The organism is Spiribacter aquaticus (assembly GCF_007625215.1).
GTDB lineage: Bacteria > Pseudomonadota > Gammaproteobacteria > Nitrococcales > Nitrococcaceae > Spiribacter > Spiribacter roseus.
Window position 1 is genome coordinate 239061 of the sequence record NZ_VMKP01000002.1, and the last position, 25085, is coordinate 264145.

Consider the following 25085-nt stretch of genomic DNA (forward strand, 5'->3'; position numbering starts at 1 on the left):
GCTGCGGGCTCAAGGTTTAGGGCATCGCCATGGCTGGCACAAAAAGGAATCAAGGATGGCACCAGGAAAGGCACGGGTCATGCCCACCAATATCGCCGAGCTCCGGCTCGGTGGTGCCTCGGAGGCCGAGCTGGCGACGCTGCAGCGCCTCGCTGATGAGTTATCTGCCGAATACACGGTTTTCTATAGCCGCCATGTCGCCCACCTCACGCCCCGCCGGCAGGCATTCGGTGAGATCGACTTTGTGATCGTCAATCAATCCGGCGACGTCCTGCTGATTGAGCAGAAGAACGGATCATTGCAGGAGGCGGATGATGATCTCGGCATCCGCTACGCCGGCCAGGTGCAGCCGAAGTCTGTCGTTGAGCAGATGCACCGCTCGCGGGCGCTGTTTCTGCAGGCGTTAAAGGCGGCCGATCTGCCACCGGTCACCGTCTCATCCCTACTCTATTGCCCGGACCATCGGGTCGAACAGGTGAATGCCGCCGGCCTCTCGATTGAAGGCATCGTCGATGCCCGGGACGACAAATCACTCGCAATGCGCGTGGAGCAGTTGCTGCCCGCGGCGCACAGCCAGGACCAGACGCCGCGGTTGATGCGCGACTTCCTCATGCATTCGCTCTCGCTCGAGCGGGATATGACGCGGACGACGGAGCGGCATGAAGCGGTCTATCAGCGACTGGCGAGCCCGCTCCAGGAACTGCCTGCCGCGCTCGACTTCAGCCCCTGGCGCCTGCGCATCCAGGCGGCGGCGGGGGCCGGCAAAAGCCTGGTGGCCATCGAGGCGTACGAACAGGCGATCGCTAACGGCGAGAACCCCTTACTCGTCTGTTTCAATCGGCCTTTGGCCGACGCACTGCAGACCCGCCTGGGAAACGCCGAGAACGTCAACAACTTCCACGGCCACTGCCGGCAGTGGCTCAGGGCGTTCGGTGATGCGGACCGCCTACAAGCCAGTGAATCCGATGGCAGCGCATTCTGGGACGAGCTTGTCGAGCAGATGACGGATATCGCTGATCAGGCCGGGCCGTTTGATGTACTGATCATCGACGAAGGCCAGGACTTCAAGCCCGACTGGTACGAGGTGCTCAGGCTCGCCATGAAACCCGATTATCGCTGCCTATGGCTGGAAGACGCCGAGCAGGCGCTCCTCGGCAACGATCCGGTACCGCTGGAAGGCTTTGTTCGCTACAGCAACCATCGTAACTTCCGGACACCCGCGCGCATTGCCCGCTTCATTGATGGGCTCCTCGACAAGCACGTGGACTGGGCCAACCCGTTGGATGGCTGCATCCCGGTTGTCTCCACCTATGCGACCGAGGGCGGGCAACGTGAACAACTGGAGCAGCGGGTCCAGGCCTTGATGCGTCAGGGCTTTCAGGCCGAACAGATCGCCATCGTCAGTCTGCGGGGGCAGTCGTCCGCCGTTTATCGGGATCTGAGCAGCGTCGCCGGTAAGGGGATTCGGCGTTTCACCGGCCGATACGACGACGACGGCAACCCCGTCCACACGGTTGGCCCCCTCCACGCCGAAACCATCTACCGCTTCAAGGGCCAGCAGGCGCCGGCTATCGTCCTGACGGATATCGACCTATCCGGCGAACCGGTCCAGTGCGACCGCGAAACAGCGCTCCTCTGGTGCGGCCTTACCCGCGCGACCGTTGCCTGTGAGCTCCTGGTACAAGAGGAATGCGGTTGGTTGAAGGCCTTGCAGCGGGCCCGAAAGTAAGAGGGCCTCGTCTTTCCCACCGGCAGTGGACACCTGAGTAAGTTAATAGACTGGAGGTAAACCATGGCAACAGCAGCCAACGACATGCCCAAGCGCAAGAAGGCCCGCTACAACGCGGAGTATCATGCCGACGCTTTGGCACTCGCCGAACGCATCGGTGTTACGTACCTGCCACAAATCACTAGCACTCACTCGCATCAGTCTGCGAGGCGAATGAAAAACCCAGCTCCAACCCGATCGAAAGGGCCATCCTTCTGGATGAGTCGGACTCGGTCTTCAAGCGGTGCGTCGTAGAGCAGATATGCACGACCGTCCACTTCCGCCGCCGGTGCAAGCAGACTACTCGATTCGCCATCGACCCGGAATTTTGTCGGATGGTGGGCATCTGGACTCAGCATGAAGCTGATCGCGGACATCTCACCTTCCATGGCCGTGAAATCATCACCCGTCTGTAACGCAACGCGATGGTATGCGGGCAGGCTGGCCGATTCGCTCACGGCAATGAAGTAGGCATGATCGGCACGTGGCGCATTAATAACGGGGATCTCGCCCTCGATCGTGACCTCAAAGCCGGTATCTGTGGTCTCTAACTCAAAATCGTCAATCGCCATGTACTGCTCGAGGATGTCGCGGACAGCATCGACCTGCGCCCGCTGCTCGTTGTCGAGCTCTCCGAGGTTGGAGAATACGGCCTCGAACTCTGCCATCACTTCAGCACCATCCGCCGCCGACTGGAGCTGCTGGACATCGAGCTCGACTTCCACCTCGTCGGCTTTACAGGCGACGAGCACGATCGCTGCACCCCCGAGAATGAGCGCCCGCCTGACGTATCGAGCTAAAGAGGTCTTCATGGCTACTGCTCCATTCAGGTGAGTTCGACCTAGACGCTACCCGGGTCGAGTAACATTGAACAGAAGCAGGTGGCCTTCCCTGGCCAAATCCGGCCTCACAGCCCGATCGCGTTCCCTGCGGAAAAGACCTTAATGGCATGAGGCGTCATATCGTGTCGCAGGTAATGCTAGCCCCGTCCAGCGGCATACCGCGCATAGTCTCCGTCCGGTATCCACGCATGTTCCGGCACTGGGCGGTTATAGCGATAGGCCTGGACTGGGATCGCCTCGCCGCTGGCCACAAGCCAGGCCATCACCGTCGTGCGAATATAGAGCGAGCCGGCGGGATCAGCGGGGTTGTAATCCTCGAAGGCGTCGAGCGCGGGTAGACGGGCGTCGTCCACCGCGCAGATCTCGCCGTGGACAACGCCATCGCCGGGTACCAGGCCCGGATAGCCGCCAAGGTCGTAGAGCAGACCCGATGTTGTCGCCGCGCCCAGCGGCCGAGCATCACCCAGCAACCCGGCGCCCTCGAAACCCGGTCGCAACAGCCCGTAGACAAAAATGCGTTTCACAGATCACTCATGATGAGGCGTATATTCAGACGTCATGGACACCATCGAATTTGAGGACTTCGCCCGCGTTGAGCTGCGCGTCGGCACGGTGATCGAAGTGGAGGCATTTCCCGAAGCCCGGCAGCCCGCCTGGCGACTGCGCATCGACTTCGGCCCGGAGATCGGCGAGCGCAACTCCAGCGCGCAGATCACTGACCTCTACGATCGGCAGAGCCTGCTTGGCCGCCAGGTGGTGGCCGTCATCAACTTCCCGCCCAAACAGATTGGACCATTCCGGTCGGAATGCCTCGTCACCGGTTTTCACCGGGCGGATGGGGCCGTTGTGTTATGTGCCCCTGATGGCGCCGTCCCCAACGGCAGCCGGCTGGCGTGATCACACCCCAGGCAGCTTACCTCCACCACAACTGTAGGTTATATCTTCCCATGGGCCCGCAAGTCATCCAGAAGTGCTTCATAGGAGATGGTCGGTTCGGCGACCCGGTCCTTAAAAGCCGCGAGATCCTCCTGATCTTCCGCTAGAGAAGATCGCTCGGCCGTGCGGCGGATGGCATCGGCGACCCGTTCGGGATCGGCGTGGTGGGGCATATGACCCATCCCCTCGACACGGGTGAGGTTGACGCTATCGACGGCCGCGGCAAGGCGCTCCGCGTGGTATTGAAGGCCAACGGTTCGATCGGCCCGTCCATGCACGACCTCAATGGGAATGCTCAGGTCGGGATACTCCGGGACCATTGCCTCGAGATAACCCTCGAGCCGGTCGATCTGAAGCGCATTGATCTGCATCTGGCGGGTCCTTAGCGTGAGCTCGAGCCCAAGATGATCCAGATACCCGTCGGGCACCTCATTGGGCTGGAAGACGCGCTCAACCGAGGCATTCACCAGCTGCCGGGGCGCGATGTGCGAGATCGTCGGCAGGACAATATGCTGCCCGAGGGGTGAAGCGGAGAGCTCACGCCAGAACCCAAGCCCTCCGGGCCATGGGTGAGAGGCCGGCGCGAGCAGCGTCAGACCCGCCACGTCATCACCGGCGCGCAACGCCCAGGCAAGGGCCACGGCGCCACCGTAGGAATGCCCGAGCACAATGGGCTGATCAACCCCGAGCTGCCCGGCCGCTCGGCGCAGGATCTCGGCCTGCTCCATCGGGCTGAGCGGCTCGCCGAGGCTGTCCGAATAGCCGAACCCCGGCCGGTCAAAGGCGATCACCCGAAATTCATCAGCCATCCGGTCGATCAAATCAAAGCTGAAATCCCGCGCGTTGCTGCTCGCGCCGTGGATCATCACCAGGTCCGGGCCCTCGCCCTTCACAATGGCGTGGACCCGCCCTTGCGGCAGCGTGATGAACTGCCCCTCCGGGCCCATCTCTACATGCGGCATGTGGTCCTCCATTCCGAGCGAACAGGCGGTGATCACCGCCATGCCCAACAGCAGCGCTAGCCTCTTGGCGCAGGCACCTTTTTGACGTACGTTATAGACCATGTTCTTCATGGAGACCGATCGCATGAGTGCAAACACGGACAAAAAGCAGGAGCGAATTAACCTCAGGCTACAGCCTCAGGCCAAAGCAATGCTGGAGCGTGCCGCGAGCTTTGAAGGCAAGACCGTGAGCAGCTTCATCCTAGCCAGCGCGATCACGCACGCCGAAGAGAAGATCCATGAACATGAGACCATGCAGCTAGCCGCCCAGAATGCCAATGAATTCTTTCAGGCGCTGGACAAGCCTGTTCGATTCAACCCGAGGCTCGTCGCGGCGCTCGAGGAACATCAATATCGCGTCGCGAATCATTAGCACAGGCCTCGAGAGGGATGCACGACCTCGTCATCGAAGCGCTGAGTTCTCGACACGATAGAACCGGCTTTTCCAGCGCTGAGCCCTCTCTCGACGAATATCTCCGTAAGCGTGCACGACAGGATGTCAAACGCCAGACCAGTCGGGTATTCGTGGCAACTACATACGACAACCCTTTGGTCATTCTAGGGTATTACACACTCTCCAGCCTCTCGATAGCGCTGAACGACCTCCCGGAGGACCACGCGCGCAGATTGCCACGCCATCCAATCCCGGCGGCGTTACTTGGCAGATTGGCCGTGCGGAGGGATGTTCAAGGACAAGGCATTGGCCGGCTGCTTTTGGCCGATGCCATCAAACGCACCCTGGGCGTGAGCGAAGAGATCGGCATTTACGCAATGATAGTCGACGCGATCAACGAAAGCGCCCACAACTTTTACGAGCAATACGGTTTCATGCCCCTAGGCCACTCCAGCACCCGATTATTCTTGCCGCTGAAGCGGATTTGATCGCCTGGCGGGCTTGCAAAACCTTTCACTCACCCTGCAACGTCATCACCAGCGTCCGCGGCCCGCCCCGGTCGCGGTGCTCGCAGAAGTAGATGCCCTGCCAGGTGCCGAGGTTAAGCCGCCCCTCGGTGATCGGGATCTGCACGCTCGCGCCCATCAGGCTCGCCTTGATGTGGGCGGGCATGTCATCCGGGCCCTCGATGGTATGGGTGTACCCGGTCGGCCCCTCGGGGACGAGTCGGTTCATGCTGGTCTCGTAATCCACGCGAACCGAAGGGTCGGCATTCTCGTTGATCGTCAGCGATGCCGAGGTGTGCCGCATGAACACGTGCAATAGACCGACACGGAGCTGAGCGATCTCGGGCATCGCCTCGCACACCGCCTCAGTCACCAGATGAAAGCCCCGCGGCCGGGCGAGTTCAATTTCCCGCTGAATCCACATATCGCTTAGGATACAAGATTAACCGGGCAATAATGGACGTGACTGTGAACACCCGGCTGCCACCGCCCGTTATCCTGCTGTTCGCCGTCGCCGCCGTCTGGGGAATCGACTGGTTGGCACCCGCGACGCGGTTTGAGGCGCCCTGGCTGACCCCGATGGCGGTGACGCTCGCCGCGGCCGCCGCTGGCATCATGCTGGCCGCGGCACTGTGGTTTGCCCGGCAGAAGACGACGCTCAACCCCATGCACCCGGAGCGGGCCCGCCATCTGCTGACCACCGGGCCATATGCGGTCAGCCGCAACCCCATCTACCTCGCGGACGCCGCGCTGCTCCTTGCCTGGGCACTATGGCTCGGCAATGCGGCCGGGCTGCTCATGGTGCCGGTGTTCATACGCACCCTGACCCGCCTGCAGATCGACCCCGAGGAGCAGGCGCTCGCCCATAAATTCGGCGAGGCCTATCGCGACTACTGCCGCCGGGTCCGGCGGTGGCTGTAAAGGGCGTTTCAACCCACCACCGCCCTGCCCTCTGCCTCGCGGATGACAACAGGATCCCTCGCCGCATCGGTGCATAGATACTGCGGATCCACCTTGATCCCCACCCGCGGCAGGTCCAGGCGGTCGGCATCCCAGCAGGTCGCGATCGTGGCATCGGCATGCGTGCGCTCGACGGTATGGCCCCGGCAGGCGATGACAAGCAGATCGAGCTCCGCGTCACTGGCCGGCAACAGTCCCTCGGCGTGGTAGGCAAGCGCCAGTTCAGCGCCCTTCGGGCCGTGTTCTATATCCCAGCCATCGGTTTCGCGGCAGCTGTCATGAAAGAAGGCAAACAGCTCGATGACCCGGCGATTGGCACCGGTAGCGCCGGCAAGCAGCAGCCCGTTGCGGCGCACACGATGCCAGTGATCCGGCCCATGCGGGCTGTGGTCGGGCAGCACGAAACAGCCGCTGGTGTATTCAAGAACCGCCTCGCGTTCTGCGGCGGAAAGCGCCTCGGCGATGGTTGATTGATTCAAATCGAAGTCCTCACTCAGCCGACTGGGCAGGCGGCAAATTGATGAGTCTGCGCCACGCCTGCATGATCTCGCGGCAGGGATTGCGCGGGAAGTTGCCCTTGGCGGTGGGTTTAAGCCCCTTCCCGCCAATGGCCTCGGCGAGCAGGCCGAACAGCTGCGCGAGGGGCGCATCGGGCTCGCTCTCAAGCACGGTACTGACCTGTAGTACGTCGGGGGATTCCAGCGGAAAATGCAGTAGCTGCCGCATCTGGTCAGGGGATAAGCCGCGAAAATCCTCGAAACAACGATGGTTGCGCTGGAACTGAAACGAATCCAGGAACGCCTGCAGTTCTTCCGTGGAGCCGAACTCCCGATCGCCAATCGCCTGCTCGAGCTCCTCGATCGCCGCCGTGGCCGGCCCACCCAGGGTTGGATCATTCCGACCGATCTTGTTCAAGGACATCACTGCCTCCCCAGCGGGTCATTCGTAATGGCTCCACAGGCTCAAGACTCTAACAACATCGTTCTGGGCTTGCTCGTGTAAACCCAGCACCACTGGGGTGATCAGATTGTACGTTATGATGACGAAAATCAGTGGTGAACCCCATGTCCGTAAAGCCTTTGATCCGCTTATACCCCCTGCTGCTCTGCGCTGCCCTGCTGCTTGTCTTCGCGACGGCCGGGGCCGATCACCGATCACAGTCAGGCATGGTTGTGGCGGCCCATCCGCTGGCGACCGACGCGGGGGTCGAGATCCTCGAGGCCGGCGGCACCGCCATTGATGCGGCGATCGCAATACAGGCCGTCCTGACCCTGGTTGAACCGCAGTCCAGCGGGATCGGCGGCGGCGCGTTCTTGCTGCACTACGACGGCGCAACCACCGATGTGCAGGCCTATGACGGGCGCGAGACCGCTCCCGCAGCGATTGAGTCCGACCACTTCCTCACCGAGACCGGCGCCCCGATGGACTTCCTCGATGCCGTCCCTGGTGGCCAGTCGGTGGGCGTACCCGGCACCCTGCGCATGCTCGAGCTCGCCCATGCGGAACATGGCGAACTACCGTGGGGATCACTCTTTCAGCCGGCCATCCGCCTTGCCGAGGCCGGCTTCGAGGTGACACCCCGGCTGGCCGGGATGCTGCGCATCGATCTGCCACTGGCGGCGTTCGAGCCCATGGCCGGGTATTTTTTCCCCGATGGCGCGCCGGTCAGCGCCGGGATGACACTGACCAACCCGGCCCTTGCCGAAACCCTTGCGGCAATCGCGGACCGCGGCGCGGACGTCTTTTATGAGGGCGCGATTGCGGATGCCATCGTGACCACCGTGCAGGCCCACGGGGGCAAGCTCACCCGTCAGGACATGGCGGATTATCGGGCGGTTGAGCGCCCGCCCGTCTGCCGATCGGTCACGGGGCACTCAGTCTGCGGCATGCCGCTCCCCAGCAGCGGGGGTATGACCGTTCTGCAGATCCTCCGCCTGCTCGAGATCGCGGGCGCTGAAAACAATGACAGTATCCGGCTCGCCTGGGCGCATTTACTGCTCGAGGCGTCGCGCCTTGGCTTCGCGGACCGCAACGAATACCTCGGTGACACCGACTTCGTCGAAGTCCCCGTGGAGACTCTGCTGAGTGAGCGCTATCTGACTGAGCGCGCCGGGCTGATCTCGCCGACGCAGTCCATGGGCAAGGCGCGCCCGGGCCTGAACGATCCCGACACCGCCATGAGCGGCGCAAAGCCCATCAATCACTCCACCAGTCACTTCAGCGTACTCGACGCCGCCGGCAATGCCGTCTCGATGACCAGCTCAGTCGAGATGCCCTTCGGCTCGCGCCTGATGGTGGGCGGCTTTGTGCTCAATAATCAGCTCACGGACTTTCGGTTTGATCCCGCGGCGGCCGATGGACGCCCGCATCCCAACCGGGTCCAACCCGGCAAGCGCCCCCTGTCCTCCATGTCACCGATGATCGCCCTCGACCGGGACGACCAACCGCGGTTGATCATCGGCTCACCGGGCGGGACACGGATCATTGGCTATGTGGCACAGCGCGTGGCCGATGTGCTGATGCGCGGCGGAGAGATCAAACCGGCGATTGAGACCGGGAATCTCGTCAACCGCAACGGCGCGACGCAGGTGGAGGCCGGCACCGAGGCGCAGGCCCTGGCTCCCGACCTTGAGGCACTGGGCCATGAGGTCGAAGTCGAGACCATGACCAGCGGGCTCCACGGCATCGAGCGCCTACCGGATGGGGTCATCCGCGGCGCAGCCGATCCGCGCCGGGAAGGAACGGTCGGTCGTCCCGGCCCTCCGTAGTCGAATCATCGCGATTGGCATCTGAGATGTTGCACTGCATCAGCCGACTTGATATATTGCACTGCAACAAGACGGCGAAAGCCGTTAAATGCCCCAAACGAGCGATGAGGACGACATGATGAATACCGATATGTTTACCAAGTACACCGAGCAGGCCGAGAAGCTTTTCATGGGCCCGACCCGCAGCTACGCCAAGCTGGCGATGGACTACACCCAGAAAGTGATGGATGCCCAGATTGAGGCGGCACGCACCTACACCGATCTTGGCATGCAGCAGGCCCGCGCCGCGCTGGATATCAAGGACCCGACCGCCCTTCACCAGTACGCCGAGAAGCAGCAGGAAGCCGCCAAGAACCTGGGCGAGCGCGTCAAGGCGGACGGTGAAAAGGTCGTGGCCCTGAATCAGGACTTTGCCAACGAGGCCCGCAAGCTGGTCGAGTCCAGCGCCCAGAGCGCCTCGGAGACCGCCAAGGAGACCGTCTCGGCCGCCCAGAAGGCGACCAAGGGCAACTAAACCGCCCTCCGGACCACAATCCGGAATACCTCGAACCGCCGGCCATCCACCGGCGGTTTTTTAATGCGCGATCTTGCAGATCCAGCGTTCATGAGCCGGCAGACCCTGAGGTGTAACTACGTGCTGATCGAACCTGCCGACAGCGGACCGCGGGGCTGAGGCCGGAATCGTGCAGGCCGTCATCAACCTCGCGCTCCCCTTCTTCGCGCTGATCTTCACCGGCTACCTCGCTGCCTCGGCACGGATGCTCAGTGAACACACAGTCGGCGGTCTGAACACCTTTGTGTTTTATTTCGCGCTCCCCGCCCTGCTGCTCATCGAAATCTATCAGGCACCGGCTGCGTCAGGTGATCTCGGCGCACTCATCGCCGGTTATTATCTACCGGGGATCGCGCTGTTCTTCACAGCGCTATTAATCGCCCGACGGTTCATTGGACTCCGGCTCGCCGATGCATCGATACAGGCGCTCGCTGCCGTGTTCTCTAATGTCGGCTTCATCGGACTGCCGCTTGTCATCCTGCTTTTCGGGAGCGAGGCAGCGCTACCGGCCGTTGCGATTGTGATGGGCGATACCATTGTGATGCTCGGTCTCGCGACGGCGCTGATCGAGGCGGATCTTGGCGACCCGCGTGCGCTCTCCGCACTGGCCTGGCGGATCGCCGCGGGCGTGGTGAAAAACCCGATCGTCATGGCTGGGGTGGTCGGACTAACGCTGAATCTCACCGATGTGCCCGTCGCTGACCCGCTGATCCGCTATGGCGGTTTACTGGCTGATGCCGCCGGTCCGTGCGCACTTTTCGCGCTGGGCGCGACACTCGCTGGCCGTCCGATCAGTCAGGGCGCAGGCGAGACCGCTTGGATCTGCCTTCTCAAACTTATCGTACATCCGGCGCTGGTGGCCGTCGCGCTGATCGGCGTATTCGACCTGCCTCCCGTCTGGATCGCCGTCGGCATTCTCCAAGCCGCGCTGCCAGTCGCCGCTAACGTCTACGTCCTGGCCCAGCGCTATCAACTTCGCCCCGCACAGGCCTCTACCGGGATCTTCTTCTCAACCGCCCTCGGCATCATCACGCTCAGCCTGCTGATTGGCTGGCTTTATCCGCTCTGATCCGCCGGCCACCCACCGGCGGTTTTTTAATGCGCGATATCGAACTCGAAGTGGTCCCAATGACCGCCCCGATCATCGTATTCAATGACCCGCCATTCGCCCGGTCGATTCCAGAAGACAATGAACGAGCGCAGCTTGTGCGAGTGGGGCCCCAGCAACTTCTTGAGCTGCCGGCTGCTTCGCGTATCGCCGGCCGAGGGCGCCGTTCCACCCTCGTGGACGGGATGGTTGTGATACTGACGGATCTCGTCGCAACCCAGTCGATCCAGGTGATCGCGCCACTTCGCCGGGTCGTCGGCCGGCCGGCACCGATACCGGGACCCGATTGACGCCGTCGCCCGAACCACCACGCCCTGGCGCACGAAGGCGGTCACGAAGACCTCACGGCCCTCGCGGTACATGCCCACGGCAAGCGCCTCCTCCAGGCTCGGGACATCCCGCCCCGCAAGCCCGTACGCCTTTTTAAACGACTCTCCCTGCCGCCGGCGGCGGAATGCGCCAAAGCGCGCAGCGAGGGCCTGCTCAAGGGTTCTGACTTCGACGCGGATCGCCGAGGCGCGCTGACAGGCCGCGCGATACCACCGGGACACCAGCAGCAGGGCGCCATGAGCCATTGCGGGGGTGATCACCATCGCGACCGCGCCCTGAGTCAGCCCCTGTACGGCGCGGTCCGCCAGGCCATAAGCCACGACCACGACCGGTATCGTCACAAGGCTCAGCACAAGGATCTGTTGCTTGCGAAGGATCAATGCCTCGGCATTGAGGCGTTCGTAGGTGGACACGCGAAATCCCCGCCATCAGGGCTTACGAAAAACGAAAATGCCCCAGGTCAGGTCGCCGCGATGGCCCCCATCCACCCAATGCTGCAGGCCGCGCTTCATGCGCTCGATGTACGCCGTGCTCACGGCCTGGGCGATCTGCGGTTCCTCGTCTGTCAGGACATCAAGCACCCGCCCGTAATGCGCGGCGATCATGTCGCCTCGCTGATCAAAGTTGAGTTCTTCAAGGCCGAGGGCTTCGAGCGTGTCGCGATAGAAAGCCGGGGAGCCGAGGGACTCAAGGTGCAGGCGATCAAGAATGGGCTGCAGCCCCTCATTGCTGCGGTCATCCGCCTGCATCGGATCGGTGAAGATGAGGGTTCCGCCCGGGCGCAGCACACGCACCGCCTCCTCCATCACGCGGCGCCGATCACCACTATGCAGAAAGGCCTCCTGCGAGCGTACGACGTCAAAACTGTCATCGGCGTAAGGCACGTCTTCGAAATTGCCACCGACAATCTCGATGCGCTCGGCGAGGCCCTGCTCGGCATTCTGGCGCCGTGCACGCGCATTTTCCCGCGCGCTGAGATTCAGGCCGACGCCCGAGCAGCCATAGTGGCGGGCGAGGTAGCGCAGCGCACCCCCATAGCCGGACCCCAGATCGATGACCCGCGTATCGGCGTTGAGTCCGGGGGTCAGCTCGGCCATGACCTGATTGCTGCGACGGCTTGCGGTATCAATGGCCTCCTGCGGATGGTCGTAGAGACCGACATGGATGTCCTCGCCGCCCCACACGAGCGCATAGAAATTGTCGGCGTCCTCGCTATCGTAGTAATCATGCGCAGTCTGGACCGCGGCGCTGTAGCGTTTCTCACTCATCATCGTCTCCCGTCGCTCAGGCCAGGGAAAGCTCAATCGCCACCACGATCGCGAGCGCCAGCCCAGCCGGCCAGGCTCGGCGTAGAAACACCCCGAAAAGCGTCAGCGGCACCAGCACCGTGAGCGCAGCCAGAATATGGGGCAGCGACGCGGCACCGCTCGCCGCCATGCTCCAGACCCGCACCCCGCCAAGCAGACCCAGCAGTGCTCCCAGCCAAAGACTGCGATCGGCGATCATCGCTCCCCCATCAGCATCGGCGCCCGCGTCCACGGGCCAGTCCGGTTTCGCGCTGTATCCACATGGCGTCGATCCTATCGTATCAGGGGATTACTTGTGCCCCTGTGCCTGAGCATAGGCGGTTACGCCGTTATCAGGTAGGCTTCGCAACGATTCAGACGACGTCCGACCCTGAGACAACCACGAGGCAGATATGGAAGGCACCCTGGCGCTGGCGGCGGACAACCTCACCTCGCCGATCATTCTTTTCTTTGTGCTCGGCGTCGCGGCGGCTTTCGCGCGATCGGACCTGTCCATCCCCGAGGCCATCGCCAAGGGCCTGTCGATCTATCTGCTGTTTGCGATCGGCTTCAAGGGCGGCGCGAGCGTCGCCAATCACGGTGTCGATGCCACGCTGGTCCTCTCGCTGGTGGCCGGGATTATCCTCTCGTTCGTCCTCCCCCTGGTGGCGTTCGGACTGTTGCGGGTGATGTCGCGACTCTCGGTCACCGACGCCGCGGCCGTCGCCGGGCATTACGGCTCGATCTCGATCGTGACCTTTGTCGCGGCCACCTCGGTGGCGGAGTCGGCGGGGCTCTCGCCCGAGGGCTATATGGTCGCGGTTGCCGCCGTGATGGAGGCGCCGGCCATTCTCTCGGCGCTTTGGATCATCGCCCGCTCCGGCCAGCAGTCCGGAGAAATGGAGCAGGGGCTGGTCCGTGAGATCCTGCTCAATGGCTCCATCGTCCTGCTGGTGGGATCGTTTCTGATCGGCGGGATCACCGGCGACGAGGGCATGGCGATGATCGCGCCATTCATCGAGGAACCCTTCCAGGGCGTGCTCTGCCTGTTCCTGCTCGACATGGGACTGGTGGCCGGGCGCGGCCTGCGCGAGGCGAAGTCGGTCCTGACGGCGGGGCTGTTCGCCTTCGGGGTGGTCATGCCACTGATCGGCTCAGTATTCGGTCTGGCGGCCGGGCTGGCGCTGGGGCTGAGCACCGGCGGCGTCCTGCTGTTCATGACCCTCGCCGCGTCAGCATCCTACATCGCCGTGCCGGCCGCGATGCGCGTGGCGCTGCCCGAGGCCAATCCCTCGATCTACCTGACCCTGTCGTTGGGTGTAACCTTTCCGTTCAACCTTACGCTGGGGATACCGATCTATCTGGCCCTGTCACAGACCCTGACCGGAGGCTGATGCCATGCAGACTCACAAGGCAAAACGCGTCGAAATCATCATCGAGTCGATCATGGAGGACCGCCTGAGCGCGGCGCTCATCAAGGCGGGCGTCACCGGATTCAGTGTGCTGCCCGTCCTTGGTGGCTCGGGCCGGTCCGGGCACTGGAGCGGCGAGGGACAGGTCAGCCGGGCGGGCGGCATGGTCAATGTCGTCTGCATCGTCCGCCCCGAGCGCGTCGACTCGCTGCTTGATGCCGCCTTTGAGGTGGTGGATCGCCATATTGGTGTGGTCAGTGTCGCCGACTGCGAGGTCCTGCGCGCCGAGCGCTTCTGAACGCCGCCGCTTCAGCCGCCTGCTGACTGACACACAGCCCGCCGGGCGGCGGCCGGCTCAAGCCCCTCGCCGGACGGCAGCACGGCACCCGGATCGGCGATGAACCGGCGGATGTCCGCGAGCACGGCCGCAGCGCCGGTATAGCGGGTTAGCATGTGATAACCCCCGGGGTAGAGGGCGGCGCGCCAAGGCGCGTCGTCGGGCAGAGCCCGGAACAGCGCGCAGACCGCCGCCGGGGGGATGACCTCATCCGCGCTGCCGTACTGAATGAGTGTGGCGGGGCCATTGAACCCGGAGGCGCCGCGGAGCGCCTGATCCATGAGATCACTGACGCCGACAATCGCCTCAAGCGTTGGCGCGCCAATCCACCGCGGATCAGCCTCAAGTGCCTGCAGCACGGCTGGATCATCGCTCGGCTCAATGCCGATCCACTCGTTGCTGACCCGCAGCCCCGGCGCCATCCTTTCGGCGGCCCACAGGGCGAACCGCTGATAGGCGGGCATGGCCGAACCGCCCCAGAAGGCCGGCCCGACCAGCACGGCCGCTTCCGGATGGAGCGTCGGCGCATCGTCCAGCGCGAGTGTCGCTACGGCCGCGCCCATGCTCAACCCCATCACGACGATGGGGGTGTCGGGGTAGCGGCGCTGGAGTGATCCCAACGCCCAGCGTGCGTCGCTGACCAACACGCCGGTGCCGGGCCAGTCGCCGCGTGACCCGGTCGCGCCAAAGCCGCGCTGGTCATAGGCGTACACGGCAATGCCCTCCGGCACCAGCGCTGCGGCGGTGGCCACGAATGCACCCGCATGATCGTTGAATCCATGCAGCCCGAGCACCACCGCCTCGGGTGATTCCCCGGCCTCGGGCGCCGGGCCCCAGCGTCTCAGCGGCAGCGCGGTATCATCCGGCGCGACCAGACGATGCGGCGTGGCCTCGTGCACGCTGAATGATTGAGTGGGCGGCTCGGGGGGTTGGCGCAGCGCTTCGGGGGCGAGACGCAGCCCCGGCTCAGACGCCGTCACGGCCGTGGTGAGCGCGAGGCCCATCATCGCCGCCAGACGACCTGGGCGTGTATCGTACTTCACGAAGGCTCCCTGTGCCGGATGGCGGGTCACCATGATAAACGCAGTCACCACTGGAGGTGTCCATTGCTCGCAATGATCCATCGCAGCACCCGACGCATTCTCATGCTGAGCGCCGTGGCGATCGCGCTGGCCGGCTGCCGGGCGGATGAGGTTGAACTGACCGTCAACAGCACTCAGCTGCGCTCGGCGCTCGCGGGCAACGAGGTCGTGGCCGAGTTCCAGGCCGTTTTCACCCATGACCGCCCGTTGAATACCCGCCAGAGCGCGCAGGTCGACGATGTCTGGAGCGTATTGGATGAGTACATGGACATCTCGGATTTCTCACGCGAGAACGTCGATGGCGGGCTGAAAGTGACGATTGAGGGCGAGATCCCGGTGCGGACCTCGCGCACTGCGCGTGATGCCTATTACCTTTCGCTGACCGAGTCACGCACGTTCAACGGGCTCCATCGGGTCAACCTGCAGGCCGGGGAGCAGTTTGAGGCGATGCGTCAGGCGCTTGCCGCGGTGAATTTCGAGCTGGACATGGCGAAACACCACCCTACCGTCATGACGGTCACCGGACGCTCATCCCGGCTCATCGCTCCGTCGGCGGCCATGGCCGACGAGGCGCATCTGGTCTACGAAGGCCGGCTCGATGGGTCGGTGAGCTTCCGCCAGGCCGGCGAAGGCTTTGACCAGACCGGCCCGGGGTTTTTCATCCGCCTCGATGGGTGAGCGGAGATTGCCTTCTCTGTGACTTCGTCACTCGGATCACCTGGGCTGTCCGTTATCATATTTGCAATAGTTCCAAACTGATAACGCAATCCTCAGGATGACGCCCATGGCTATGGAAGTCTCGCTACTCACCGTGTTCATCGCCGCGCTGATCACCGCGATCACCACCGGGATCGGCGCCTTTCCCCTTGCTTTCGCGCACCGGGTCGGCGATCGCTGGCTGGCGATTGGTGCGGCCTTGGCCGGGGGGCTGATGCTCGCGGCCAGTCACAGTCTGGTCTCCGAGGGCAACACCCTGGACGCCTGGCGCACCCTGATCGGCATCGGCAGTGGCCTGGTGCTGGTGGTGCTGGCCGATCGCTGGGTGGATCAGCATGACACCCCTGACATTGGCGACCTGCAGGGCGCCAACGCCCGCAAGGCGCTGATGATCGTCGGCATCATGACCATCCATTCCTTCGCCGAGGGAATCGGCGTGGGCGTAGCCTATGGTGGCGGTGAGGAGCTGGGCGTGTTCATCACCACGGCCATTGCCATTCACAACATCCCCGAGGGGCTTGCCATCGCCCTGGTCCTGGTGCCGAGGGGTGTATCGGTGTGGAAGGCGGCCGGCTGGTCGGTGTTCTCCAGCCTGCCGCAGCCACTGATGGCCATTCCCGCCTATCTGTTCGTGTCGGTGTTCGAACCTTTCCTGCCCATTGGCCTGGGGCTGGCGGCCGGGGCGATGATCTGGATGGTCTTTGCCGAGATGATCCCGGATGCCAACAAGGGACTGACCGCCTCGGGCGTCGGTATCGTCATCGTGCTGGCCTTCATGGGAATGTTCGCCTTCCAGACGCTCATCCCGCACTGATTGCAGCCCGTAGGCAGGATCTGCAAACTATATCGGTTGGGACTGAGTGAGGTGCCCTGCGGGCACTGACAGGACATAAAAACGAACGCCTGACTGGAGGAGATTGGCCATGAACCTGGCGCTGATCGTTCTCATGGCGCTGTTGCCGCTGGTGACCGTCGCCGTGTTCCTGGTGATGCTGCGCTGGCCGGCGAAGTACGCCATGCCGCTGGCCTATGCCGTCGCGGTGGCCGTGGCCCTTGGCTTCTGGGGGACCGATCTGAATATCGTGGCCGGTGCATCGGTCAACGGGGTCGTCACCGCCCTCAACATCCTTTTCATCGTCTTTGGCGCCATTCTGTTGCTCTACACGCTCCGCGAGAGCGGTGCGATCAGCGTGATACAGAAAGGTTTCGAGGACATCTCGCCCGACCGGCGCGTTCAGGCGATCATCGTTGCCTGGCTGTTCGGCGCGCTGATCGAAGGCGCCTCCGGATTCGGCACACCCGCCGCCATCGCCGCGCCGCTGCTTGTCGCCCTCGGGTTTCCCGCCATGGCGGCGGTGGTCTCGGCGATGATCATCCAGTCGACGCCGGTCTCCTTCGGCGCCATCGGCACGCCGATCATCGTCGGGGTCAACGCCGGGCTGTCCGACCAGTCGGTGACCGATCGCATGGTCGAGGCGGCCGGCATCCCCTATGCCCAATACCTTGACCAGATCGGCATGCAGGTCGCGCTGCTCCATGCGCTGGTGGGGGTTTTCATCCCGCTGATCATGGTAGGCATGCTCACGCGCTTTTTCGGCGCGAATCGCTCGTTCGTCGAGGGCCTGCGCGCCTGGAAGTTCGCCCTGTTCGCGGGCGTCGTGTTTGTAGTGCCCTACTACGCCGTGGCCGCCCTGCTGGGTCCGGAGTTTCCGGCACTGATCGGCGGGTTGATCGGGCTTGGCATCGTCATCCCGGCGGCGCGTCGCGGCTGGTTTCTGCCGAAGGACACCTTCGAGTTCGAGCCCCGCGAACACTGGCAGCCCGAGTGGATCAGCTCGCTGCAGGATGCGGTACAGCCCACGCGGGACGAGAACCAGCCCCTTTCCCAGCTGCAGGCGTGGATGCCCTACATCATCGTTGCCGGCCTGCTGGTCATCACCCGCGTGATACCGCCGGTCACCGATGCGCTGCGCGCCGATGCCGTGACCCTGGCGATCCCCAACGTCTTCGGCTCGGGCATTACCGCCGCCTCGCAGCCGTTGTATCTGCCGGGCTTCGTGCTGCTGGTCACCTCGCTGATCACCTATTTTCTGCACAAGATGTGGACCCATGGCGATTATGGTCGCGCCTGGAAGACCGCCGGCCGGACCATCGTGTCGGCCGGCTCGGCACTGATCTTTGCCGTGCCCATGGTGCAGGTATTCATCAACTCCGCGCCGGACGGCCACGACACGGTGGGTGCCATTCAGTCGGCACTGGCCAGCGGCATCCCGATGGGCACCCTTGATCAGGTCGCGAGCATGCCCGAGATGCTTGCCCAGGGCGTCGCTGCGCTGACCGGCCAGCTCTGGCCACTGTTTGCCCCCACGGTGGGCGGCCTGGGTGCCTTTCTGGCGGGCAGCAACACCATCAGTAACATGATGTTCTCGTTCTTCCAGATCTCCACGGCCGAGCAGATCGGTCTGGGCTCGTTCGGCGCCTCGATGGTCGTCTCGCTACAGGCGGTCGGCGGCGCAGGTGGCAACATGGTGACCGTGCACAACGTAGTCGCGGCGTCCGCCACCGTGGGCCTGCTGGGTCGGGAAGGCGATGTCATCCGCAAGACCCTGATCCCCATGGCGTATTACATGATCGCCGCGGGTCTGCTGGGAATGGCGATCATCACCGGTGGCACGAACTTCTGGTACGCCGGATGGCTCGGTTTTCTAGGGGTTGTGCTGGCATTCATGCTCACCAATCGCGGAGGCCGATGACGTGGCGGTTATCACCTGCATTGACGATCTGAAGCGTATCTACCGGCGCCGGGTGCCGAAGATGTTCTACGACTACTGCGAGACCGGAAGCTGGTCGGAGCAGACGTTCGAGGAGAACACCAGCGACTTCCGGTCGATCTATTTCCGTCAGCGGGTGGCCATCGACATGACCCGGCGCACCACCGAAAGCCGCATGCTTGGCGAGACCGTGAGCATGCCGGTGGCACTGGCCCCGGTGGGCCTGACCGGCATGCAGCACGCGGACGGCGAAATCCTTGCCGCCAAGGCGGCCGAGGACTTCGGCGTGCCCTTCACGCTCTCGACGCTGTCCATCTGCTCGATCGAGGATGTGGCGGCGGAAACCACCCGGCCTTTCTGGTTCCAGGTCTACACACTGTCCGATGATGACTTCATGCGCCGGCTCATGGAGCGGGCCCGGGCGGCGAACTGCTCGGCCATCGTCATCACGCTGGACCTGCAGGTGCAGGGTCAGCGCCATAAGGACCTGAAAAACGGGCTGAGCGCTCCGCCCAAGCTCACCATCAAGTCCATCGCCAATCTCGCCACCAAGGTGTCGTGGGGGCTGGAGATGCTGGGCGCCCGGCGGCGCACCTTCGGCAATGTGGTCGGTCATGCCCAGGGCGTCACCGATTCCAGCTCGCTGTCCTCCTGGACCGCCGAGGCGTTCGATCACTCCCTCGACTGGGATCGGGTCAAACAGCTCATGGACATGTGGGGTGGCAAGGTGGTGCTCAAGGGCATCATGAACCGCGAGGATGCCGAACGCGCCGCCGAACTGGGGGCCGATGCCATCGTCGTATCCAACCACGGCGGACGCCAGCTCGATGGGGCACTCAGCAGTATTCGGGTGCTGCCGGACATCATCGCCGCGGTGGGTGATCGCATGGAGGTGTACTTCGACTCAGGCATCCGCTCGGGCCAGGACATTCTCAAGGCCCTCGCGCTGGGGGCGGACGGGGTCATGATCGGCCGGGCCTGGGTATACGGCCTGGGCGCCATGGGCCAGGAGGGGGTCACCCGATCCCTCGAGGTGCTGCATAAGGAGCTTGATACGACCATGGCGCTGTGTGGCCATCGCGACATCAATGCCGTCGACCGCAACATCCTGCATGTGCCCGAGGACTTTGCCGGACGCTGGGCCGTCTGAACGCGGCCGGGAGGACAGATCCATGAGCCAGACCCAGGCAATGATCGAGCGCCTGACGGCGATCGCCGGCGCCGGACACGTACTGACCGACGAGGCGGCGACGCGGCCTTACCGCACGGGCTACCGCTCGGGCAGCGGCGAGGTGGTGGCGGTGGTACATCCGGGCTCGCTGGTCGAGCTCTGGCACTGCACTCAGGCGGCGGTCGAGGCCGGCGCGGTGATCGTGCCGCAGGCGGCCAACACCGGCCTTACCGAGGGCTCGACCCCCAAGGACCACTACGACCGCCCGGCCGTTGCCATCAACGCGATGCGCATTAAGGGTCTGCAGCTGCTCGGCGACGCCGAGCAAGCCATCGCCCTGCCCGGGGCCACGCTGTTCGAGCTCACCCAGACCCTCGCGCCGTACGGGCGTGAGCCGCATTCGGTGATCGGCTCGACGTCGCTGGGCGCCACCGTGGTGGGCGGTGTCTGCAACAACTCCGGGGGCGCACTCTGCCGGCGTGGGCCCGCCTACACCGAGCTCGCCGTCTATGCCCGGATCAACGCGCACGGTGAGCTTGAGCTGATCAACGAGCTGGGAGTGGCACTCGGTGACACCCCCGAGACCATCCTCGATCGCCTCGAGCGCGGTGATTACCGGCCCGAGGACGTGGACTGGCACGCCGGCAAGGCCAGCGACGATGGCTATCCCGAGATCATCCGCGGGGCCGATGAACCCGGCGCGGCACGATTCAACAACGACCCGCGCCTGCTCTACGGGGTATCCGGCAGCGCCGGCAAGGTCATGGTGTTCGCCGTACGCATGGACACCTTCGAGCAGGAGTCGGACGTGCGCACCTACTACATCGGCAGCAACGATACCGCGCAGCTCGCACAGTTCCGCGCGCGGTTCCTGCGCGAGGCGAGCAAACTGCCGATCACCGCCGAGTACCTGCACCGCGAGCTGTTCGACGTAGCGCGGCGCTACGGCAAGGACAGCTTTCTGATCATCAAGAAACTCGGCACGGCGCGGCTACCCGGGGCGTTCGCCCTCAAAAACCGCATCGACCGGCTGTTCCGCCCGCTGCCGCTGCTCCCCGACCCGATCACTGATCACGTCCTCCAGCGCCTCTCCCGGCTGCTGCCGGATCCGCTACCGGCGCGGGTGGTGGAGTGGCGCGACCGCTTCGAGCATCACCTGATCCTGCGGGTCAACGGTGACATGGTCGAGGAGACCGAGGGGTTTCTTGACGAGTGCTTCCCCGAGGCGTGGTTCCGCTGCACCGCGGACGAGGCCGAGCGGGCGATGCTGCATCGCTTTGCGGCGGCCGGGGCGGGCGTGCGCTACCAGACCATCCATCATGACGAAGTCGAGGACATCCTGGCGCTGGACATCGCCCTCGCGCGCAACGATCGGGACTGGTTCGAGGAACTGCCCGAATCGATCAGCCGCGACCTGGTGCACCGGCTCTACTACGGGCATTTCTTCTGCAACGTGTTCCACCAGGACTATGTATTCCGCAAGGGCGCCGATGTGGCGGCCCACAAGGCGAAAATGCTCGAGATCCTCGATGCGCGGGGCGCGGAATACCCGGCGGAGCATAATGTCGGGCATCTGTATCCGGCCAAGCCACCGCTGGCCGCGTTCTACCGCCGTCTCGACCCGACCAACACCTTCAACCCCGGGGTCGGCAAGCTGCCGCGCGATCCTTACTACGGCCGCCCCGCCGAGGGCTGATCACGCCCCGGCGGGCTCGGCATCAAGGCCGAGGTCGAGGATCGGCGCACTGTGGGTCAGCGCACCCACCGAGATGATGTCGACACCACTGGCCGCCACCGCGGCCACGGTGTCGCGGCTGACACGGCCCGAGGCCTCGGTGACGGCGCGGCCATCGACCCGCCGCACGGCCGCCGCCAGCGTGGCCGGGTCCATATTATCCAGCAGCACCGCATCCGCCCCGCCGGCGAGCGCCTCATCGAGCTGATCCAGGGTGTCGACCTCGATCTCGATTTTCACCAGATGCCCCGCCGCCGCCCGGGCCCGCGCCAGTGCCGGTGCAATCCCCCCGGCCACGGCGATGTGGTTGTCCTTGATGAGCATTGCATCATCGAGCCCAAAGCGGTGATTGACCCCACCGCCGGCGCGCACGGCCTGCTTTTCCAGTGACCGCAGGCCCGGCGTGGTCTTGCGGGTGCAGGCAATGCGGGCGGGCCAGTCCGCCACCGCATCGACCAGCGCCGCGGTGGCGGTAGCGATTCCACTGAGATGACAGAGCAGGTTGAGGGCGACACGCTCCGCCGCGAGGATCGCGTGGGCCGGACCATCAACCGACAGCACGGTCGTGCCGGCTTCGACCCGCGCCCCGTCGGGCTGTGCCACCGCGACGTTCACCGCCCCGTCCACTAGGTTGAAGGCCAGTGCCGCCGCCTCGGCTCCGGCGATGCGCCCGGCCTCGCGACTGCGCACGACCCCCTCCATGGGGGTATCAGCGGGGATGACCGCATTGCTGGTGATGTCCCCCGCCCGGCCCAGATCCTCGGCCAGCGCCGCCCGGATCAGCGGTTCAAGGCCGGGTTGTGTCAGTGCCACACGACTCATCGGACCGGCCCGCCTGCCGCTACCAGCGGCTCGTGAGTCGCCGGCGGCTGCGGGCACAGCGCGGCAAGCGTCAACGCCTGCCTGGCCGGCGGCGGTGACTGCGTGTGTGCAAAGTCCCGGCGCAGGTGCCCGCCCCGGCTCTCGCAGCGCCGCTGCGCCGCCGTTGCGACGAGAAGCGCGGTCAGCGCATGGTCGCGCTGCGGATCGTCCCGATCAAACGCTACGGCCGAGAGGGCATCGATTGCCCGCGCCAGCCCGTCGTTGTCGCGGACCACACCCACCGAGCGGCTCATCAGCGCCCGGATCCACGGTGCGACCCATGGCGCGGTGGGGACCGTCGCGGTGGGCGGCGTCGGTCCATCGCCGGCATCCGCCACTGAGCGGACGGGCGATGCGGCAATGTCTTCGGCAATCCAACGCGCGAACACCAGCCCCTCGAGCAGGGAATTGCTGGCCAGGCGATTGGCGCCGTGGAGCCCGGTGCAGGCCACTTCGCCGCAGGCCCAGAGGCCGGGCAGGTCAGTCCGTCCCCGGTCATCAACCGCGATGCCGCCCATGTGGTAGTGGGCCGCCGGCCGGATCGGAATCAACTGGGTGGCCGGATCGATGCCGGCCGCGCGGCAGGCGGCATGCACCGATGGATAGCGCTCGGCGAAGGCGCTGCCAATCGCGCGGCGCCCGTCCAGGTAGACCCGATCGCCCGCCGCCAACGCCGCATGGATCCGCCGGGCGATCACATCGCGCGCCGCCAGATCACCGCCCGGCGTATCGGCCATCAACCGCTCGCCAGCGCCATTGACCAGGGTCGCGCCCTCGCCGCGAAGCGCTTCGGTGGCAAGCGGCATGGGATCGCGCCCCACGGCCATGGCGGTGGGATGAAACTGAACAAACTCGGCATCCGTGACGCCCGCGCCGGCGCGGGCCGCCATCGCAATGCCCGCGCCCACGGCGCCCAGGGGGTTGGTGGTCTCGGCGTAAAGCCCACTCAGGCCGCCGGTGGCCAGCACCACGGCGCGGCCCGGCAATGCCCCCTCCGCCAGTCGTACGCCATGGACGCCGCCGGCGTCGGCCAGCAGGCCGTTGACCGGCGTATTCTCGGACACGGTAATGGACGGCGTGGAACGGACCTGCTGGATCAGCGCGTTGAGGATCGCCACACCACTGCCGTCGCCGCCGACATGCACGACCCGGCGCCGGCGATGCGCGCCCTCCAGGCCCAGCGCCCAGTCGCCCTGGGGGGTGCGATCAAAGCGCGCGCCCCACTGCTCGAGCTGCGCGAGACACTCGGGTGCGGCCGCCGTGACCGCCCGGGCAACCGCCGGATCCACCAGCCCGACGCCGGCGGCCTCGGTATCCGCCTGATGCAGAGCCGGGGCATCGTCATGGCCCAGCGCGGCGGCAATGCCGCCCTGCGCCCAGGCCGTGGCGGTGTTCTCGCGCAGGGCACCGGCGGTCAGGACCCGCACCGGCAGCGGTGCAAGCCGTAGCGCCGTCGCCAGCCCGGCGATCCCCGCCCCCACGACAATCACTGGGGGTGACGTGGCTGCGACCCGACTCACTGGACCGCCAGCATCCGCGTGACCGCCTGACGGGCGCGATCCGCCACGCCGGGGTCAATCTCGACGCGCGGGGCAAGCTGCTCCAGCGCCTGGCGGATCTTTGGCAGGGTAATGCGCTTCATATGCGGACACAGGTTGCAGGGCCGCACGAATTCCACCTCGGGCACTTCAGCCGCCACGTTATCGCTCATCGAGCACTCGGTGACCATCAACACCCGTCGCGGCTGGCGGGTCTTGACCGCGTGGATCATCTGCGCGGTCGAGCCCACCTGGTCGGCGGCGTCGAGCACATCCGGCGGGCACTCGGGATGGGCGATGACCATCAGGTCATCGTGGGCCTGGCGGTAGGCGCGGATCTCGTCGCCGGTGAATCGCTCGTGCACCTCGCAGTGGCCCTGCCAGGCAATGATCTGGACATCGGTCTGCAGCGCGACATAGTGGGCGAGGTACTCATCCGGCAGAAAGATCACCCGGTCGACGCCGAGTGACTCCACCACGGCCACGGCGTTGCCCGAGGTCACGCAGATATCCGATTCCGCCTTCACCGCCGCGGAGGTGTTCACGTAGGTCACCACCGGCACCCCGGGATGGCGTTCGCGCAGTGCCCGCACATCGGCGGCGGTGATCGATTCGGCCAGCGAACAGCCCGCCGCAAGATCCGGAATCAGCACGGTCTTCTCGGGGCAGAGCAGCTTCGAGGTCTCCGCCATGAAGTGCACCCCGGCCTGGACGATGACATCGGCATCGGTCTCGGCCGCCCGGCGCGCCAGCGCCAGGGAATCGCCGACAATATCCGCGACGCCGTGGAAGATCTCGGGGGTCTGATAGTTGTGGGCCAGAATGACGGCGTTGCGTTCAGCCTTGAGGCGGTGAATGGCATCGATGTCGGGCTCCAGCGCGGGCCATTCGATGGGCGGAATCACGTCCTTCAAACGCTGCTCGGCCGCGGCCGTCTGCTCCATTACCTCTGCCATGAACCGCTCCTTATGCTCGATCTGAGCATTATTGGCGTCAACAAAATGCCGCT

Annotated in this window: 27 protein-coding genes and 2 pseudogenes; 15 read left to right on the plus strand and 14 right to left on the minus strand. The window is 64.8% G+C overall.

The genetic code is table 11. From position 1 onward, the window contains the following. Positions 1-55 precede the first annotated feature (55 nt). A complete protein-coding gene (locus FPL11_RS04495) occupies positions 56-1729 on the plus strand; it encodes a nuclease-related domain-containing DEAD/DEAH box helicase (RefSeq protein ID WP_159308460.1) in 1674 nt (557 codons plus the stop codon). A gap of 197 nt (positions 1730-1926) precedes the next feature. Here FPL11_RS04495 and FPL11_RS04500 read toward each other — a convergent pair whose 3' ends face one another. Further along, entirely contained in the window at positions 1927-2580 is a 654-nt protein-coding gene (locus FPL11_RS04500; RefSeq protein ID WP_144347603.1) for a hypothetical protein, read from the minus strand. Positions 2581-2747: 167 nt separating this feature from the next. Then, a complete protein-coding gene (locus tag FPL11_RS04505; RefSeq protein ID WP_144347604.1) occupies positions 2748-3134 on the minus strand; it encodes a gamma-glutamylcyclotransferase family protein in 387 nt (128 codons plus the stop codon). Between the two features lie 34 nt (positions 3135-3168). Here FPL11_RS04505 and FPL11_RS04510 point away from each other — a divergent pair, with 34 nt between their 5' ends. Beyond that, positions 3169-3507 carry a tRNA-binding protein gene (locus tag FPL11_RS04510; RefSeq protein WP_144347605.1) on the plus strand — a complete coding sequence of 113 codons (339 nt, stop codon included), beginning with the start codon at positions 3169-3171 and terminating at the stop codon, positions 3505-3507. 38 nt (positions 3508-3545) lie between these two features. Here the strand turns inward: FPL11_RS04510 and FPL11_RS10185 are convergent. Beyond that, a pseudogene (locus tag FPL11_RS10185) lies at positions 3546-3668 on the minus strand (CopG family transcriptional regulator); the annotation flags it as partial. A 24-nt stretch (positions 3669-3692) separates the two neighbouring features. Further along, a pseudogene (locus FPL11_RS04515) lies at positions 3693-4634 on the minus strand (alpha/beta fold hydrolase); the annotation flags it as partial. On the opposite strand from FPL11_RS04515, the gene FPL11_RS04520 reads away from it, so the two are divergent. Together FPL11_RS04520 and FPL11_RS04525 are read left to right on the plus strand one after the other, a co-directional pair. Continuing rightward, entirely contained in the window at positions 4618-4920 is a 303-nt protein-coding gene (locus FPL11_RS04520; RefSeq protein ID WP_144347607.1) for a type II toxin-antitoxin system TacA family antitoxin, read from the plus strand. The pseudogene FPL11_RS04515 and the gene FPL11_RS04520 overlap by 17 nt on opposite strands. Before the next feature lie 17 nt (positions 4921-4937). After that, complete coding sequence (locus FPL11_RS04525) at positions 4938-5429, plus strand: GNAT family N-acetyltransferase (RefSeq protein ID WP_144347608.1); 492 nt, start codon at positions 4938-4940, stop codon at positions 5427-5429. A 25-nt stretch (positions 5430-5454) separates the two neighbouring features. Here FPL11_RS04525 and FPL11_RS04530 read toward each other — a convergent pair whose 3' ends face one another. Further along, positions 5455-5871, minus strand: coding sequence for a secondary thiamine-phosphate synthase enzyme YjbQ (locus FPL11_RS04530; protein ID WP_144347609.1), 417 nt, complete (start codon positions 5869-5871; stop codon positions 5455-5457). A gap of 38 nt (positions 5872-5909) precedes the next feature. Here FPL11_RS04530 and FPL11_RS04535 point away from each other — a divergent pair, with 38 nt between their 5' ends. Beyond that, entirely contained in the window at positions 5910-6368 is a 459-nt protein-coding gene (locus FPL11_RS04535; RefSeq protein WP_200833583.1) for a methyltransferase family protein, read from the plus strand. A gap of 8 nt (positions 6369-6376) precedes the next feature. Here the strand turns inward: FPL11_RS04535 and FPL11_RS04540 are convergent, their stop codons facing one another. After that, positions 6377-6886 (minus strand): HD domain-containing protein, encoded by a 510-nt coding sequence (locus tag FPL11_RS04540; protein ID WP_144347610.1) that lies wholly within the window; start codon positions 6884-6886, stop codon positions 6377-6379. 10 nt (positions 6887-6896) lie between these two features. Beyond that, positions 6897-7328, minus strand: a complete 432-nt coding sequence (locus FPL11_RS04545) for a hypothetical protein (protein WP_144347611.1) — start codon at positions 7326-7328, stop codon at positions 6897-6899. A 143-nt stretch (positions 7329-7471) separates the two neighbouring features. Here FPL11_RS04545 and ggt point away from each other — a divergent pair, with 143 nt between their 5' ends. The 3 genes from ggt to FPL11_RS04560 all read left to right on the plus strand — a co-directional run bounded on the left by ggt (position 7472) and on the right by FPL11_RS04560 (position 10797). Then, positions 7472-9175 carry a gamma-glutamyltransferase gene (gene ggt / locus FPL11_RS04550; protein ID WP_144347612.1) on the plus strand — a complete coding sequence of 568 codons (1704 nt, stop codon included), beginning with the start codon at positions 7472-7474 and terminating at the stop codon, positions 9173-9175. Between the two features lie 115 nt (positions 9176-9290). Continuing rightward, positions 9291-9689, plus strand: a complete 399-nt coding sequence (locus FPL11_RS04555; protein ID WP_246085263.1) for a phasin family protein — start codon at positions 9291-9293, stop codon at positions 9687-9689. Positions 9690-9858: 169 nt separating this feature from the next. Then, positions 9859-10797: an AEC family transporter gene (locus FPL11_RS04560; RefSeq protein WP_144347614.1), complete on the plus strand. Its 939-nt coding sequence runs from the start codon at positions 9859-9861 to the stop codon at positions 10795-10797. Between the two features lie 26 nt (positions 10798-10823). On the opposite strand, the gene FPL11_RS04565 is transcribed toward FPL11_RS04560, so the two are convergent. The 3 genes from FPL11_RS04565 to FPL11_RS04575 are packed head-to-tail and all read right to left on the minus strand — an operon-like array spanning position 10824 to position 12705. After that, positions 10824-11579, minus strand: a complete 756-nt coding sequence (locus tag FPL11_RS04565) for a hypothetical protein (RefSeq protein ID WP_144347615.1) — start codon at positions 11577-11579, stop codon at positions 10824-10826. Between the two features lie 15 nt (positions 11580-11594). Continuing rightward, the gene (locus FPL11_RS04570; protein ID WP_144347616.1) at positions 11595-12434 is read right to left on the minus strand and encodes a methyltransferase domain-containing protein; all 840 of its coding nucleotides are present in this window, start codon (positions 12432-12434) and stop codon (positions 11595-11597) included. Between the two features lie 16 nt (positions 12435-12450). Then, complete coding sequence (locus tag FPL11_RS04575) at positions 12451-12705, minus strand: hypothetical protein (RefSeq protein ID WP_200833582.1); 255 nt, start codon at positions 12703-12705, stop codon at positions 12451-12453. Between the two features lie 160 nt (positions 12706-12865). Between FPL11_RS04575 and FPL11_RS04580 the strand changes: the two genes are divergently transcribed. Both FPL11_RS04580 and FPL11_RS04585 read left to right on the plus strand, forming a co-directional pair. After that, entirely contained in the window at positions 12866-13846 is a 981-nt protein-coding gene (locus FPL11_RS04580) for a sodium-dependent bicarbonate transport family permease (RefSeq protein WP_144347617.1), read from the plus strand. A 4-nt stretch (positions 13847-13850) separates the two neighbouring features. Beyond that, the gene (locus FPL11_RS04585) at positions 13851-14162 is read left to right on the plus strand and encodes a P-II family nitrogen regulator (RefSeq protein ID WP_069134304.1); all 312 of its coding nucleotides are present in this window, start codon (positions 13851-13853) and stop codon (positions 14160-14162) included. 11 nt (positions 14163-14173) lie between these two features. Here FPL11_RS04585 and FPL11_RS04590 read toward each other — a convergent pair whose 3' ends face one another. Then, positions 14174-15244: an alpha/beta fold hydrolase gene (locus FPL11_RS04590; protein WP_235013437.1), complete on the minus strand. Its 1071-nt coding sequence runs from the start codon at positions 15242-15244 to the stop codon at positions 14174-14176. A gap of 63 nt (positions 15245-15307) precedes the next feature. Here FPL11_RS04590 and FPL11_RS04595 point away from each other — a divergent pair, with 63 nt between their 5' ends. From FPL11_RS04595 to dld, 5 genes are all read left to right on the plus strand, one after another. Further along, a complete protein-coding gene (locus FPL11_RS04595; RefSeq protein WP_144347618.1) occupies positions 15308-15961 on the plus strand; it encodes a hypothetical protein in 654 nt (217 codons plus the stop codon). A 106-nt stretch (positions 15962-16067) separates the two neighbouring features. Further along, positions 16068-16814, plus strand: coding sequence for a ZIP family metal transporter (locus FPL11_RS04600; protein WP_144347619.1), 747 nt, complete (start codon positions 16068-16070; stop codon positions 16812-16814). Positions 16815-16923: 109 nt separating this feature from the next. Then, the gene (locus tag FPL11_RS04605) at positions 16924-18753 is read left to right on the plus strand and encodes an L-lactate permease (protein WP_144347620.1); all 1830 of its coding nucleotides are present in this window, start codon (positions 16924-16926) and stop codon (positions 18751-18753) included. Position 18754: 1 nt separating this feature from the next. Then, complete coding sequence (locus FPL11_RS04610; RefSeq protein ID WP_144347621.1) at positions 18755-19921, plus strand: alpha-hydroxy acid oxidase; 1167 nt, start codon at positions 18755-18757, stop codon at positions 19919-19921. A 22-nt stretch (positions 19922-19943) separates the two neighbouring features. Next, on the plus strand, positions 19944-21638 hold the full coding sequence (gene dld / locus FPL11_RS04615) for a D-lactate dehydrogenase (protein ID WP_144347622.1): 1695 nt from the start codon (positions 19944-19946) through the stop codon (positions 21636-21638). Here dld and nadC read toward each other — a convergent pair whose 3' ends face one another. The 3 genes from nadC to nadA are packed head-to-tail and all read right to left on the minus strand — an operon-like array spanning position 21639 to position 25032. After that, the gene (gene nadC, locus FPL11_RS04620; RefSeq protein ID WP_144347623.1) at positions 21639-22499 is read right to left on the minus strand and encodes a carboxylating nicotinate-nucleotide diphosphorylase; all 861 of its coding nucleotides are present in this window, start codon (positions 22497-22499) and stop codon (positions 21639-21641) included. Further along, a complete protein-coding gene (locus tag FPL11_RS04625; RefSeq protein WP_200833581.1) occupies positions 22496-24058 on the minus strand; it encodes an L-aspartate oxidase in 1563 nt (520 codons plus the stop codon). The genes nadC and FPL11_RS04625 overlap by 4 nt, the downstream gene beginning before the upstream one ends. Further along, positions 24055-25032 carry a quinolinate synthase NadA gene (gene nadA, locus FPL11_RS04630; RefSeq protein WP_144347624.1) on the minus strand — a complete coding sequence of 326 codons (978 nt, stop codon included), beginning with the start codon at positions 25030-25032 and terminating at the stop codon, positions 24055-24057. Before nadA ends, FPL11_RS04625 begins: the two co-directional genes overlap by 4 nt. Positions 25033-25085: the final 53 nt, after the last annotated feature.

Excerpts from the sequence above, each read along its gene's own strand:
- FPL11_RS04495 (WP_159308460.1), top strand. The coding sequence starts at position 56 with ATGGCACCAGGAAAGGCACGGGTCATGCCCACCAATATCGCCGAGCTC.
- FPL11_RS04500 (WP_144347603.1), bottom strand. The coding sequence starts at position 2,580 with ATGAAGACCTCTTTAGCTCGATACGTCAGGCGGGCGCTCATTCTCGGG.
- FPL11_RS04510 (WP_144347605.1), top strand. The coding sequence starts at position 3,169 with ATGGACACCATCGAATTTGAGGACTTCGCCCGCGTTGAGCTGCGCGTC.
- FPL11_RS04520 (WP_144347607.1), top strand. The coding sequence starts at position 4,618 with ATGGAGACCGATCGCATGAGTGCAAACACGGACAAAAAGCAGGAGCGA.
- FPL11_RS04525 (WP_144347608.1), top strand. The coding sequence starts at position 4,938 with ATGCACGACCTCGTCATCGAAGCGCTGAGTTCTCGACACGATAGAACC.
- FPL11_RS04530 (WP_144347609.1), bottom strand. The coding sequence starts at position 5,871 with ATGTGGATTCAGCGGGAAATTGAACTCGCCCGGCCGCGGGGCTTTCAT.
- FPL11_RS04545 (WP_144347611.1), bottom strand. The coding sequence starts at position 7,328 with ATGTCCTTGAACAAGATCGGTCGGAATGATCCAACCCTGGGTGGGCCG.
- ggt (WP_144347612.1), top strand. The coding sequence starts at position 7,472 with ATGTCCGTAAAGCCTTTGATCCGCTTATACCCCCTGCTGCTCTGCGCT.
- FPL11_RS04555 (WP_246085263.1), top strand. The coding sequence starts at position 9,291 with ATGATGAATACCGATATGTTTACCAAGTACACCGAGCAGGCCGAGAAG.
- FPL11_RS04570 (WP_144347616.1), bottom strand. The coding sequence starts at position 12,434 with ATGAGTGAGAAACGCTACAGCGCCGCGGTCCAGACTGCGCATGATTAC.
- FPL11_RS04580 (WP_144347617.1), top strand. The coding sequence starts at position 12,866 with ATGGAAGGCACCCTGGCGCTGGCGGCGGACAACCTCACCTCGCCGATC.
- FPL11_RS04585 (WP_069134304.1), top strand. The coding sequence starts at position 13,851 with ATGCAGACTCACAAGGCAAAACGCGTCGAAATCATCATCGAGTCGATC.
- FPL11_RS04600 (WP_144347619.1), top strand. The coding sequence starts at position 16,068 with ATGGCTATGGAAGTCTCGCTACTCACCGTGTTCATCGCCGCGCTGATC.
- FPL11_RS04605 (WP_144347620.1), top strand. The coding sequence starts at position 16,924 with ATGAACCTGGCGCTGATCGTTCTCATGGCGCTGTTGCCGCTGGTGACC.
- dld (WP_144347622.1), top strand. The coding sequence starts at position 19,944 with ATGAGCCAGACCCAGGCAATGATCGAGCGCCTGACGGCGATCGCCGGC.
- nadC (WP_144347623.1), bottom strand. The coding sequence starts at position 22,499 with ATGAGTCGTGTGGCACTGACACAACCCGGCCTTGAACCGCTGATCCGG.
- nadA (WP_144347624.1), bottom strand. The coding sequence starts at position 25,032 with ATGGCAGAGGTAATGGAGCAGACGGCCGCGGCCGAGCAGCGTTTGAAG.